Raw genomic sequence first — 13,752 nt, 5'->3', positions numbered from 1 at the left:
TTAGTCCAAGTGTTTGTCCAGAGAGCTTCTGTTTTAAATGCCCCTGTTGCGCCTGTAAAATTTAATGTTCCATTGTTGTAGAAAGGTTGTAGAAGGTTCCATTTTGTAGCTGGATCTACTACAGAAGTGCTAGAACCTATACCGCCTATTGCTGTTCCTACTGGCAATATTGGGTTATCAAATGCGTGAATTGATATTCTTAATCTTGAAGAACTGATTGGAGATGAAGGTGACTCCCATCTAATTCCTGTATTATATCCTGTAGTAGTAACATCGGTAAGGCTTATTTCTCCTAATCGACGTATATGTATCGCATTTTCGTATAAATCTGCTATTGTATTAGAGCTAACGCCAATAATAGACATCTGAGAAATAACTGGATGTGTAATAAGTGATGTTGCCTGACCATTTGGATTATTATCTAATTCGATCCCATTAGAATCTGGATTTCCACCACTTTGACTCAGATAAGTATCACTGTTGGCAATTGCAATTGCTTTTATGATTTTTCCTGTATATCCCAGATTAAAATCAAAATTATCATCATAAGCTGCAAAAGCGACTAAATGACTTGCATTTACTGTTCCTCCAAAAAACTCAAAATTATCATCTTTAGAATAAGATACCTGAACATGGTCTACTATTGTACTACTACCTACTCCGGCAAAAGTGAATGCGCTTAATCCTGAATTAGCATCTAAAAGTCTTCCTGCAAATTCGATTCGTACATAATTTAAAGCTCCTGAATTGTGTAAATCATTTAATCCTCCATAATAAAAATCGGCAGAAATAGGTTGATCATCCAGTCCTTCTACAAGATTTGTAGTGGATAAAGTATTAATTCTCGCATCACCTAAAAGTACTACACCTCCAAAATCTCCTGGAAGTGCTGTAGTATTTAAGTTTCCATCTAATAAATTATAACTTGTAAAAATTACTGGTGCTGTTGCTGTTCCTTGTGCATCAATTTTCCCTGTTTTAGTGATAAGAAGTACTCCTGTTGCTATATAATTACCTAAAAACTTTGCTTTAATATATGTACCTGCTTCAATGGTTAAGGTTGCCCCATTTTTTACAGTAACTATTCCGCTAATTTCCCACACTCTGTCGTTTGTCCAGGTTGTATTGGTTGTAATAGCGCCACTTACAGTTTGTACAGTTGCTGGATATCCTGTGTAATCTGCACTAGAAGCTTTCATAGAAAAAGAAGAATTGACAGCAGAATCATCGTTTTGGCAAGAGCTCACGGATAGAGCTATCATTGCACATAATAGTAATTTTTTCATAAAAGTATATTTATTAGATATTTGCCGCTCTTAAAACCAACCTTTAGAAAGAGCAGCAAAATATCTTTCCTTAGTTTTTAGATAAAAATCTCACTTAAAACGAATAATTAATTGATACACTTATTGTTCTGCCGCTTTTAGCTTTAAATATTACCTTATCAATATCCTCGTCATATTTGTTAGTAGCATTAGCTCCCAAAGAAAATCGGTCTCTTGGATTGGAACCGTTAGGAACATCTTCGATGTGGGAATAACTATTTGAGTTGTCATAAGTTTGAATAGCTGCATCAAAAATATTTTTCATGCTGCATTTTAGCTCTAGATTTCTTTCTTTAAAAAATTTATAACTTACTTGAGCATCAGTTACAGCATAAGGCATTCTGATTTCTTCAGATTGATAATCAAATCCTACAAGTATGTATTGATCTCCAATTCCGTTCTGTCTTATACTAAAGCCCATACGTTCTCCTACATAATCTAGTCCTAAATTGTAGCTATAAGGTGATTGTCCGTAAAGAGGTCTGTTAGCCTCATAAAGTCCTCCTGTTCCATCTAAATTTACATATGAAGTTACTTTTGTACTATTAAGAGAAGCATTACCAGATATAAAAATATTTTTTAGAGTTTTACCCTCTCCAAGAAAAGAAAGACTCTTGTAAATCTCTAACTCTACTCCCCAGAGTTTGGCATTATTTGAATTAAGATTATAAATATTTCTAACTCTGGATGGGTTTAAACTACCAACAGCTTCCATCGGATTATCTATATCTTTATGGTAGACGCCAAAAGATAAAATTTCTCCTCCAGATGGAAACCACTCCATTTTAAAATCATAATTATTGGCCACACTTGAAATCATTCCGCCTCCATAATTATAAATTTTAGCAGATTGAATTGGATCAAAATAAGGAATACTTAAACGCTCTGAAAATTGAGGACGTAAAACAGATTTGTTATACCCTAATCGGATATTCATTTTATTTGTAGGACTAATAATTAAACTGGCTGATGGTAAAAATTGCCATAATTTATCATCTTTCTGACCTTTTCCAAAATCTTCAGCCTTTTCTGATTGACTTTCAATTTCTGTATAGATGTAACTTTCTGCTCTTACACCCCATATTAATCTTATATGACGCCCAATTTTATCATCCAGCATCAAAAAAGGGGAATGCACTTTTACATCTCCTACATATTTGTTTCCGTACACACCATAATCCTGCCATCCAAAACCTCCATAATGATATCTGGAGCCATCTAAAAATTGAGAAAGAGGTTCGTAAATCTTAGCATTATTCTCATTAATTCCTCTAAGCACAACCATTTTAGCAGATTCTTGTTGATTTGTAGCTTTTTTATAGGTTCCAAAATAACCTGCCTTAATATCATTTGTGAAAGAATCTCCAAAGTCAAAAGAGTAATTAAAATTTAAAGCAAAGTTATAATCAACTTCGTCATTGGTAAAGTTGCTTCGGCTAAATGGAAACATAAAAGCTGAATTATAGACGAAATGATTAAGAATTACATCATCACCAATTTTGTTTCTAAACGTATCTAAAAAAGTTGCGTCCTTAGTATCCTTTGAAACTGTGTTATAAGCAGCGTACCAATTGATTTCTAATTCATCTAATTTATGATTTCCTTCTATTTTACTTTGTACTAAAGTCTGATAAACAGGATAATTTGTTTCTGATGTAGTTGGAAGCAAACTACCATTCATAATATTATCTAAGCTATCATTGTCATCCCATCCTGTAATTTGAGTTAGCTGATTGTTATAGATATGCATAACCGTATTACGAGTGGTTATTTTATGATTACCAAGCTGGATTGCAGCATTGAACATCCCACCTAAAGTAGAATTAAAATTATAATTGGTCCCTGAATTTTTAAAACCATATTTTGTAAAAGTTGAAAATATTGTTTTTTCATTTTCTGCTGTAAACTTAGAATTATCGGCATTACTTGCTCTTTGTGTATGTTCAATGTCTAAGTTTTCTTGCGTATTTTTAAATAACAAGGAGCCTACAAATCCCCATTTGTTATTGTTTTTTAATTTATAAGATCTTCCTAATCCAAATTGTAATGTTGTTCCAGGTGCGCCATACGTTTTATAGGTGGTAAAATTGTCTTCTGTGAATTTTTTAGACTGTTCTATAAAAGGACCCGATTCAGCTTCATTTGTTGGTATTGGCAAAGACACTAGATTTGTAGGGTAATCACGTCTTCCGTCATCAAAACCTAAATAATCATAATCACCTTCTTGTTTTGTAAGTCTTTCTTTAAATGTGCTTCTGCTATTATAGGAGGTACTTACAGAAAAACTCGTGAAATCTTCTTTAGGAATATCCTTTGTTTTTATCTCGACATATCCTCCTGCAAAATTGGCGTACATATCTGGTGTTGCCGATTTGCTTACTACAATGCTCTCTACCATTGTAGTAGGTATAGCATCAAAAGAAAAATTTTGTTTATAAGCATCTGTACTTGGTAACGTGATTCCGTCCATTACAGCTTGGTTCCAACGTTCTCCCATAGAGCGAACTACAACATATTTATTATCAATTGTTGTTACGCCCGTAATACGCTTAAGTGCACTACCAACATCTTTGTCTGGTGTTCTTGCTATTTGTTCTGCCGAGATTCCATCAGAGAATTGTGCCGCTTTTTTTTGCTGCAATAACATTCCCTGAACAGATGCTGTTGCTTGTTTATAGTTTTGTATAATTACGACTTCATCCAGCGATTGCGCATCTTCTTTTAAGGAAACTACCAAAGGAGTTTCGCCGCCTTCAGTCACTTTTACGCCAGTAATTTTTTGCGATTGAAACGATATTACACTAATTTCTACTGTGTATTCACCAGGTTCTAATTCTGCAATATAATTTCCGTCTATGTCTGATTGTACGCCTAAATTAGCTTCAACAACTTTTATATTAGCTCCTGGTAACGAAAGTCCGTTTACATCAACAACTTTACCTACGATTTTCCCCTTCTTTTTTTTTTTGCTCGCGTCTTTCCTATTAACGGCTATATTATTTTCGTTTCTTCTGAAATTTAAATTAGTTTGATTTTGTAAATCATTTAAAATTTCATCAATCGTAACATTTTCTTTTTTTAGTGTAACTAGTGGTAAGCTTAGATCTAAATCTTTCTGATAAATAAATTGATATGGTGTTCTGGATTTTAAATTATCAATAATTTTTTGTGGTGTAGAGTTTTTAAAATCAACCGAAACTGTTCCGGTTTGTGAGTAAATAATGTTTGTTCCGAAGAATAATCCGAAAAACAAAATCCAAATGGCAAATTGCCTGGAGTAATCATTGTTCATAATTGATAATTGTTAGTTTGTTATTGGTGTTTTTTTTTAAGATGAAATTTTGGGTTAATATTTTTGTAATTTTTAATGGTTTCCTAGCAGCTAGCCATTAAATCCCCTTTTTTTTGATTTAATGCTGCTGTATTTTTTCTATAAATGGATATTCTAAAAAATATATAGAACGATTACCTACTTATGAGATAGGCATCTTTATCAGTCGCTCTGATTTTAATTTCCAGAGCAAAAGCAATAGTTTGAAGCATTTCATAAAATCCTTGTCTGGTATCGAGAGTTCCTTGTATTTTAAGGTTTTTTAGATTTTCATCAAGATAGTTTACCGTAAAATTATGCTCGAGTTTTAGTTTCTCTATAACTTGAGCGAGAGTTAATCCATCTACATAAATTAGAACCTTTTTCCACTCAGGCTCAAGCAATGTAGTTTTTTGCTTTTCTATTTTTGCGGCAGCATTATTATAAATTGCCTTATCCCCTCTTACTAGGAAAACTACATCTTTATTACTCTCTACTTTTACCTTTCCAGTTCTTACATTTACTTCTGGTTCTTTGTTTGCATAAGAACTTATATTAAAGGATGTGCCTAAAACTGTCGTTTTTATAGCGCCCGAAGTAATTACAAAAGGTCGTGATACATCTCTTTTTACTTCAAAAAAAGCTTCACCAGTTAGTTTTACCGATCTTTCATTTTCAGCAAACTCAGTTGGATATTCTATTAGCGTATTTTGATTTAACCATACGCGAGTTCCATCTGGTAAACATATCAGGCGTATATCTTTGCTAAATGTTTTTGTAGAAGTAATTGCGATTGCGTTATTATGTGATGGAGCAAAAAACTGATATCCGGTAAACGACATAATTATTACTGCACACGCTGCTGCGACCCAATTATAAAAGCTTTTGTATTTATTAATTGTAACTTTCTGAATGTTATCCCACATACGGGATGTAATTTGGTCAGGAAGTATACCTCTATTTGGTATTGCATTCCATTCTTCTTTTAATCTTTTAGATTTCATTACAATTAAGTTTACTATTGAAAATTATATATGAATTTTATCAATTCAATTACATTAGATTCCTAGTCGGGTAAATATCATGGGGTGATATTACTATTAACGTTTTCTTAATCTAAGTAACCATTTGAGGGATGTTTATTTGATTGTAAAAAGCAGAAAAACTCTTAGAAAAAAGAAAAAAAGAGCTGGTAAGAAGTATTGTAAAGGAAATAAAATGAGGAATCATATTATAACATCAAACTTGGCTGACTTATAAAGAATAATGCAAACCAGTACAACTCATGATTGTGCACAGAATTTTTTTTAAGAAATTGTAAGGTCTTAGAGATTTGGTTAGCAACGGCGCTTGGCGACATATCCATCTCTACAGCAATTTCTTTATAACTAAGGTCTTCAAATTTATGAAGATTGAATATTTTTCTTCTTTTTGGAGGAATTTTATTAAGCAGATATTCGATTTTTTCTAGCTTAGAGCTTATATCATCTTCAGTTTCGGATGCGCTATCGAGTTCCTTAATTAACTGGTCATTTTCTACAGAAAAGATTCTGTTTTGTTTTTTATACCATTTCGAGATTTCCTGTTTAGAGCTTTTAAACAAGATAGATTCTAAGCTTACATTTGGATCTAATTTGGTTCTGTATTTCCAAAGATGTATGAATACATTTTGTGTCACATCTTCTGAATCTGCAAGCTGTGATGTGTATTTTTTTATAAAACAAAATACTTTATAATGATATAGATCATAAATTTCTTTGAAGCAGGAATCATCTCCCTCTCTTAACCTTATTACTAAATTAGAACTCATATTGTAATTTTAAATCGTTAAAGAAGACCCTTACAAAAGTAAGATTAAACCCTTATCAATATTTTTGTGGTTTAGTCATTTAATAATTTATTAATATTACACTATATCTGATTTATCGTTTTATTCTCAATTGCTTACCTATTTAATTACAGGAACTATTATAATAAAAAAAAGAGCCCTCTTTTTAGGAAGGCTCTTTGTATCGTATTAATTAAAAGAGATGTATGATGAGGAAGGAAGCGGGAATATATCTTTATCTAAAATAATATTTGCATTAAACAGAGATATTAATTTTGTTGTATTGAGTGTGGTTTTTAATTTGTTGTCATCTAGATGATTAAATATTGTTTCTAGAAAATTACAAAGCCCTATTGCTTTTATTATTGCAGTACGATTCTCGCTTTGAAATCCCATTTCTATAATCAAAGCAAAATATGATTCCCATAATCTCTCTTTGTTTTCCAGATAAGAATCACTTTTTAGATAGATTAAAAAATCATTTACATTAGTATTAAAGAATAGACAAGTTTGCTCTATTATTTGGGCGAAATTTTTGTCTTTATTTAAGATGTTATAAAATGATTTGAATTTGCCAATGTTTCCTTCTAGGTCGTTCGGATTAGATACATATTGTGATTCATAAGGCGCAATTCCGTCAATATAAGCTATTGCTTCATTTTGTATTTGTTCTCTATCTCCCTTCATTTTTAATCCAGCTAATTTGGCAAGGAATGTAAAATTGACTGAATTTTTGGAAAAAGGTTTGTACTGAAAAAAATCTAATGGTTTTATATCTCGGTTCATTGTTTGTTTATGTTTTCTAAGCTAAAATTAAATGGTGTCGAATTATTACCTGGTCCTCCACCTGTCATAACGATATCTGCACTCGTTATACCAAATAAATTAATTTGCGAATTAATCTGTGAGATTGTTGCAGAGTCTAATACGTCTCCTTCTTCTATTTCGGGAACAACACCTATAAAAAGTCTTGGATAAAACTCAAAAACGGCTTTATCTCCAGGTTTTAAGTTTGTTTTTGTAGCAATTAATCTATTGTTTCTGTAACAGTTTGCATTAATTATTCCGGATGAGAGTCCGTTTTTTATTTCTATTTGGCTAAGATTTGGAGCTGGGTTTGATGTAGCTCTAAGCACATTACCAGCGGAATCCTTCACCATTTCATACACAGATCCCTCGTACGTATAAAACATAGGAGTAAAATTGCCGTATGAATCGGAAGCTGATATTTCATAACCCATTGAAAATGTAAAAGGATGATTATCTAGTCTGCCACTGTTTTCGATTACTTTCCAGGCAATAGCATTTTCTCTAAAATTGTCTGCAACATTTTGTTGAAAAATAACAACATTATTGTTATCTGAGTCATTAGATTTGTTGATGAAATTCAATTTAATTTTGTCCATTATCATAATAATTTAGAGGTTGAATTTTCCTTTTTCTATACTTTGATAATCTTTGGTTTGAGGTTTTTGAATTTATCTACAATTTAAAGCGAAAATTTAAATACCTATACCGTATTTATACCTATTTTGAAGATGTTAAATTCTTATAATTAATATGTTTACAGACATAAAAAAAACAGGCAATAAATGCCTGTTTTAAACCTAAATAAGTTGTTATTATTCTTAATTTATTATTCTGTTTCTTGCTGCCTTAAGACCTACAAAAAACATTATTACAGCCATTATTAAAAGGAAATATAAAGACAAATTCCAGTTGTTTCCGTATTCATACAAACTACCAAAAATAGGAGGTCCAAATGCAGCTAATAAATAACCTACTGATTGTGCCATACCAGATATTCTTGTGGCTGTGTGACTATCTGCTGTACGAAGTACAAAAAACATCATTGACAGACTGAATGATAATCCTGAGGATATCCCGAAAAGAATTACTGCGATATAAATATATTGTAACTGAAAGAATAGTATCAGCAAAACACTAATAAACATTCCTGCTGCAACAACTACAATTAAGCTTTTTTGGTTTTTAAGTTTAGATGCTATAATCGGCCCAAGAAAAGTTAGAGGCAACATTGCCATTTGCATAAAAGACAAAACCCAACCGCTTTCTTCTTTTACCATCCCGAAACCCTGTAAAAGCATTGGCAACCAAGTTACAATCGAGTAATACATTAATGATTGTAGTCCCATGAATACACTAATTTGCCATGCTAATGGTGATTTAAAGATGTTTAAATTACTCTTTACTATTCCAACTTTTTCTATATTTTCTGTTCTTTTTAATGCGATAGGCAACCATATTAAAAAAGAAAATACAGCAATCCATATCCATATACCTAAAGAACCTTTCCAGCCGAAACCACTTAATTTACCTATTGCGATACTAAATCCTGAAGCCAGAGCAGCAGTAAGATTCATCGATACAGAATAGAAACCGATAACCATTCCGGATTTATTAGGGAAAGTCTTTTTGATATATCCTGGTACTAAAACATTTCCTATACAAATTGCAATACCCAATATAGCCGATCCTAAAAATAGTGTCATTACTGATCCCATTACTCTTATGTATAATCCTGCAATTAAAAGCAGAATCGAAAAAAGTAGAAATTTCTCCAGACTCAATTTTTTAGATAACTGACCAACAAGTATTGATAGGAATGCAAATGCCATTAACGGAATGGTTGTAAGAAATCCTGCTTCGCTGTTAGACAAACTTAATGATTTACTAATCTCTGTTAATACAGGTCCTAAGGCAGTTAATGGTGCTCGTAATGTTGAGGCAACAAATAATATCCCGAGGAATGGCAGTAAAATTCCGAAAAAAAATCCAATCTTACTTTTTCTGTCTTTTTTATGCTTATTCATATTATTTTTTTTCTACGGCAAATTTACAATGCGTATTATAATTAAATTTGCCAGATGTTTAATCTAAAACGACAAAAGTTAATTGCGTGATATATTATGAAGAACCATGAATTAGTAGACAAAATTGCCAAGAAAGCCTATGTTTGGTTTGAAGATAATTGGGTACATGACACCGATGAGCACTTTCATAAAAGAGCGCAACTTGTTTATGTAGAAAAAGGTTTTCAGTACTTACATGTGGCTGGGCGTATCTATCTCCTACCTCAAAATCATGCTGCATGGATTCCCTCAAACCTATCTCATAGAACTACTGCAGTTTCTGAAGATATAAACTTGAGAACCATTTTTTATTCTGTTAATGAGGAAGACAAATTTTATGATAAACTAAGAATTTTTTCTGTTCCTCCAGTGCTTCGGGAAATTATATCATATTCTTCTAAATGGAGCAAAAAAGAAGCATATTCGGTTGAGGAAGAAGCTTTCTTGAATGCTATTTTTGTAGAGTTACCTAGCTTTTTTAAAGATGCAATTGCTTTAAATGTTGTAATCCCAAATGATGAACGTTTGTTGCAAATAAGCAACTTTATAATAGATAATATTGGCAATGATTTACAAGTTAGTACAATTGCCGAGAACAATAATATGTCATTAAGATCCTTAGAAAGAGTATTTAAGAAAGAAACAACAATTACAATTTCTAAATATATTCAGTTTGTGCGCATTATAAAAGGAGTTGAACTTTTAAGTACCGGAAAATATACCGTATCTCAAGTAGCTTATCTTGTAGGTTATAAAAGTATTCAAGCATTTAGTGCTAGTTTTTTTCAGATTCTGAATAAAAGACCTAATGAGTTTTTAGGTGGTTAGTTATCAATGCGATATAGAATATAAGGTTCTGTACGACATGCTTTTGCTGCTTTAAAAAAAATAATTTATCTTTAAGATTTATCAAGCATAAATTTATTTGCTTGCGTCAAGAATTACCTCATTTGCATACCCTCTGGAATACATTAAATAGTTTTTAAAGTAACTTAAAAATAAATCCAAAATGCATAGAATCTTATCTACTATATTGCTTTTTTTATTTTGTTTATGTGCATCATCCCAAACAAAACCAGCCGATAGCATTGCTAAAGCTAAAGCAGAACCCAAGAATATCGATTTTAATGTAATGCCTTATCTTAATTACAACAGAACGTTGGATTTTATGTTTGGTGCTATTCCTATGATGATGTATAAACTCAATAAAGCTGATACTATTTCACCTAAATCGCTATCGGGAATATCGGCAGTTTATACTACCAATAAATCTTATTTTGTAGCTTCTTTTAACAAATGGTACTTTAATGAAGATAAGTGGCGTGCACAATTTATTTTTATAACTGGTAATCAGAATGCTCAGTTTTATGTAGATGATATTGATACACCTGATTTTTATGACTATTCAACCAAAAAAACTGTTCTAGCCATGACTATTCAGCGTAAACTGGTTAAAGCATTATATGCAGGAATTGGTTATTCGTATGCGCATTACGACACAAAATACGAAGATGATATACAACCATCGTCTGTTACGCAAACAAATGGTTTACAAATAAATATGATGTATGATACTCGTGATGCTGTTTATTATCCTACCAAAGGTGATAAAGCAAAATTAAGATGGATTAGTTATCCTACATGGATTGGGAATGATGTTAGTGCCAATAAAATTTTATCGGAATATAATAAATACTTCCCGATGCGAGGTGGAACTGATGTGCTGGCAGCGCGCTTTTCGGGCAAGTTTGGTTTAGGAAATATTTCTTTTGAGCAGCAAGTAACTATTGGTGGTGAGGATATTAGAGGATATTCTGAAGGTAAATATCGTGGCGACGGACTAATGGCTTTACAAGGTGAATACCGTTATAACTTTAATAAAAAAATGGGGCTTGTTGGTTTTGCAGGCGTAGCAACTATTTATGGTTCTGATACCTCCGATTTTAATTGGAATTTATATCCTGGTGCTGGAATTGGTTATCGCTACAGAGCATTTAAACACGAGAAATTTAATGTTGGCTTGGATGCAGCGGTAGGAAAAGGCGATTGGGGACTTTATTTCCGCATTGGTGAAGCTTTTTAAAAGTTATTCCTTGTTTGTGGAGGAACGCGGATGATACGGATTAGCCACAAACTTGTCATTTCGACGCAGGAGACTCGAGCGATAGCGAACAGACGAAGTAAATCTTCACAAGAAACTCCATAATCTTTGTCGAGCTACTCGAGGAGATTTCTCCTGCGTCGAAATGACAATATCGAGGAAAAACTTTGCGGACTTTGCGTAAACCTTTGCTTGCTTTGCGGTTAAATACCAAGAAATCTATGTGTTAAATCCCTAGCTTCTTTTCCATTTTAATATCTGCTCTTTCATAAAGCCCCTGCTCCAACGGGATTTCTTCAAATCCATATTTGCGATAAAGATGTATTGCAGATCCTAATTTTGTATTAGAATATAGAATTAGTTTTTCTATTTTCATTTCTTTTGCTGTCGTGAGGCAATGTTTTAATAATAATGTGCCAATACCAAAACCTTGCGCTTTATCACTGACTGCCATTTTCCCTAATTCGAAAATAGTATCGCTTTTTTTAAGAAGTGATGCTGTACCAACAATTTCATTATCTAGTGTAGCGTAATATATAAAACCACCTTTATCGATAATTTCTTCTTTCGGATTTGATAGTGAAACCTGATCCATTTTTTCAATTTTAAAAAACTTTTCTAGCCAAGCGTAGTTCAGGATTTTGATATATTCTTTAAATTGATCTGTGTAATCTATTATTTTTATTCTTGATTTTAGATTAATTATATCTTGATTCATTCTTTTTTATGTTGAATTTATTAGTTTAAGTGTGTTTAGTTAAAAGATTGATTATTATTTAATTAGATAAAACTTTAACACGTTTTAAAACATGCTGTCACAATGACAGTTAAGAGGTTATGGTTGATAATAGAATCACAAAGCATTTTTTACAATTGTACCTAAACGTTTTATATCATTGTTGAGTTTTTCATTCCACTCTAAGGCAAAATTGAGTCGCATACAATTGTTATATTGATCATGTTGTGTAAAAATTCGACCTGGTGCAAAGCTGATTTTTTGCTTTATAGCAATGTCATATAAAGAGGCGGTATCAATATTTTTGTCTAGTTCGAGCCAAAGAAAAGAACCTCCTTGCGGTTGAGAAATCTTAGTATTCTCAGGAAAATAATCTTCTACAGCACGCTGAAAATGCAAGCAATTGGTATGTAATGTATGCCTGAAATTTCTTAGATGATGATCATATCTCCCAAATTCCATAAAATCGGCAACTACTTCCTGATATAAAGACGGCGTAGAGATTGTTTGTACTAATTTCTGTCTGATTATTTTCTCTTTAAACTGACCCGGAGCCACCCACCCTACTCTATATCCTGGTGCAAGTGTTTTAGATACTGATCCGCACCACATTACAATTCCAGCTTCGTCATAATATTTACATGGTTTTGGTCTGGCTGCACCAAAGAAAAGATTGCCATACAAATCATCTTCTATAAGCGGAATGTTGTGATAAGTAAGCAATTCAACCAATTCTTTTTTGTTTTCATCGGGCATTAAACTCCCCAATGGATTACTAAAATTACTCATAAAGCAACACGCCTTAATCTTTGGGATTACTTTTTTTAATGCTTCCAGATCTACTCCTGTTGTGGGATGTGTTGGTAACTCGATAACATTAAGTCCCATAGACTTTGCTATTTGTAGTATTCCAAAATAAACAGGACTTTCTATAGCAATCGTATCTCCTCGCTGTGTCGAAACCATTAAGCAACTATAAATTGCATTCATGGCTCCAGATGTTGTTACAAAATCATCTTCGGTTAGTTTACCTTCTAATACAAGCGACCATTTTGCAAGATTACGTCTTAGGTTTAAATTTCCTTGAACCAAATTATAATCAGTTCCACTTTCTTCCATATTTCGCATAGCCTTGATAATTCCCTTGTTCAGTTTGGCTATAGGTAGCAAACTCTTATGCGGAACTCCTAAGGAGAATTGGGTAATACTTTTATCTGCAAAAGTGTCAAATACCTTGGTAATTAAGTCGTCAGGACTTTTTTGGGTTTCAGATACTTTTAATTTATTCATCGAAGGAATCGAAAATTTCCTATTGGATGTATTACTCACATAAAACCCAGATTTAGGTCTTGACTCTATCAAGGATTTACTTTCTAACTCTAAAAATGCTTGTTTAACTGTATTTATGCTTACGTTATATAATTTTTGTAGCGCACGAATTGAAGGCAGCTTATCCCCTATTTTTAGCGTTTCGGATAGAATCTGTTCCTGAATAATGTGTGCAATTTTTATATATAAGACTTCTTTAGCCATTTTTTTATTTTAATCTTGGATGTGATTTACTTTGAGTAAAAAAAGT

Annotated in this window: 11 protein-coding genes; 2 read left to right on the top strand and 9 right to left on the bottom strand. The window is 32.4% G+C overall.

Annotated features, from left to right (window positions below; translation table 11 throughout):
* From IW20_RS18145 to IW20_RS18115, 7 genes are all read right to left on the bottom strand, one after another.
* Nucleotides 1-1,286, bottom strand: a 1,286-nt coding sequence (locus IW20_RS18145; protein WP_051885910.1) for a hypothetical protein, incomplete at its 3' end; no start/stop codon positions are given.
* A 94-nt stretch (nt 1,287-1,380) separates the two neighbouring features.
* Entirely contained in the window at nt 1,381-4,617 is a 3,237-nt protein-coding gene (locus tag IW20_RS18140; RefSeq protein WP_035625607.1) for a TonB-dependent receptor, read from the bottom strand.
* 173 nt (nt 4,618-4,790) lie between these two features.
* On the bottom strand, nt 4,791-5,639 hold the full coding sequence (locus tag IW20_RS18135; RefSeq protein WP_035625604.1) for a FecR family protein: 849 nt from the start codon (nt 5,637-5,639) through the stop codon (nt 4,791-4,793).
* A 227-nt stretch (nt 5,640-5,866) separates the two neighbouring features.
* Nucleotides 5,867-6,445, bottom strand: a complete 579-nt coding sequence (locus IW20_RS18130) for an RNA polymerase sigma factor (RefSeq protein WP_035625602.1) — start codon at nt 6,443-6,445, stop codon at nt 5,867-5,869.
* Nucleotides 6,446-6,652: 207 nt separating this feature from the next.
* The gene (locus IW20_RS18125) at nt 6,653-7,249 is read right to left on the bottom strand and encodes a hypothetical protein (protein ID WP_035625599.1); all 597 of its coding nucleotides are present in this window, start codon (nt 7,247-7,249) and stop codon (nt 6,653-6,655) included.
* The gene (locus IW20_RS18120; RefSeq protein ID WP_035625596.1) at nt 7,246-7,869 is read right to left on the bottom strand and encodes a hypothetical protein; all 624 of its coding nucleotides are present in this window, start codon (nt 7,867-7,869) and stop codon (nt 7,246-7,248) included. Before IW20_RS18120 ends, IW20_RS18125 begins: the two co-directional genes overlap by 4 nt.
* Before the next feature lie 222 nt (nt 7,870-8,091).
* On the bottom strand, nt 8,092-9,297 hold the full coding sequence (locus IW20_RS18115; RefSeq protein ID WP_051885908.1) for a CynX/NimT family MFS transporter: 1,206 nt from the start codon (nt 9,295-9,297) through the stop codon (nt 8,092-8,094).
* A gap of 96 nt (nt 9,298-9,393) precedes the next feature.
* Here IW20_RS18115 and IW20_RS18110 point away from each other — a divergent pair, with 96 nt between their 5' ends.
* Both IW20_RS18110 and IW20_RS18105 read left to right on the top strand, forming a co-directional pair.
* Nucleotides 9,394-10,164 (top strand): helix-turn-helix domain-containing protein, encoded by a 771-nt coding sequence (locus tag IW20_RS18110; RefSeq protein ID WP_035625593.1) that lies wholly within the window; start codon nt 9,394-9,396, stop codon nt 10,162-10,164.
* Nucleotides 10,165-10,345: 181 nt separating this feature from the next.
* Complete coding sequence (locus IW20_RS18105; protein ID WP_035625590.1) at nt 10,346-11,419, top strand: BamA/TamA family outer membrane protein; 1,074 nt, start codon at nt 10,346-10,348, stop codon at nt 11,417-11,419.
* A gap of 244 nt (nt 11,420-11,663) precedes the next feature.
* Here IW20_RS18105 and IW20_RS18100 read toward each other — a convergent pair whose 3' ends face one another.
* Both IW20_RS18100 and IW20_RS18095 read right to left on the bottom strand, forming a co-directional pair.
* A complete protein-coding gene (locus tag IW20_RS18100) occupies nt 11,664-12,155 on the bottom strand; it encodes a GNAT family N-acetyltransferase (protein WP_051885907.1) in 492 nt (163 codons plus the stop codon).
* 135 nt (nt 12,156-12,290) lie between these two features.
* The gene (locus IW20_RS18095) at nt 12,291-13,706 is read right to left on the bottom strand and encodes an aminotransferase-like domain-containing protein (RefSeq protein ID WP_035625588.1); all 1,416 of its coding nucleotides are present in this window, start codon (nt 13,704-13,706) and stop codon (nt 12,291-12,293) included.
* Nucleotides 13,707-13,752: the final 46 nt, after the last annotated feature.

Origin of the sequence: Flavobacterium hydatis, from assembly GCF_000737695.1 — a bacterium.
In the GTDB taxonomy this organism is placed as follows: Bacteria; Bacteroidota; Bacteroidia; order Flavobacteriales; family Flavobacteriaceae; genus Flavobacterium; species Flavobacterium hydatis.
This window is presented reverse-complemented; position numbering and strand designations above follow the sequence as displayed.

Bases quoted from the DNA above. Each gene is read 5' to 3' on its own strand.
- IW20_RS18140 (WP_035625607.1), bottom strand. From the start codon at position 4,617: ATGAACAATGATTACTCCAGGCAATTTGCCATTTGGATTTTGTTTTTC.
- IW20_RS18135 (WP_035625604.1), bottom strand. From the start codon at position 5,639: ATGAAATCTAAAAGATTAAAAGAAGAATGGAATGCAATACCAAATAGA.
- IW20_RS18130 (WP_035625602.1), bottom strand. From the start codon at position 6,445: ATGAGTTCTAATTTAGTAATAAGGTTAAGAGAGGGAGATGATTCCTGC.
- IW20_RS18125 (WP_035625599.1), bottom strand. From the start codon at position 7,249: ATGAACCGAGATATAAAACCATTAGATTTTTTTCAGTACAAACCTTTT.
- IW20_RS18120 (WP_035625596.1), bottom strand. From the start codon at position 7,869: ATGGACAAAATTAAATTGAATTTCATCAACAAATCTAATGACTCAGAT.
- IW20_RS18115 (WP_051885908.1), bottom strand. From the start codon at position 9,297: ATGAATAAGCATAAAAAAGACAGAAAAAGTAAGATTGGATTTTTTTTC.
- IW20_RS18110 (WP_035625593.1), top strand. From the start codon at position 9,394: ATGAAGAACCATGAATTAGTAGACAAAATTGCCAAGAAAGCCTATGTT.
- IW20_RS18105 (WP_035625590.1), top strand. From the start codon at position 10,346: ATGCATAGAATCTTATCTACTATATTGCTTTTTTTATTTTGTTTATGT.
- IW20_RS18100 (WP_051885907.1), bottom strand. From the start codon at position 12,155: ATGAATCAAGATATAATTAATCTAAAATCAAGAATAAAAATAATAGAT.
- IW20_RS18095 (WP_035625588.1), bottom strand. From the start codon at position 13,706: ATGGCTAAAGAAGTCTTATATATAAAAATTGCACACATTATTCAGGAA.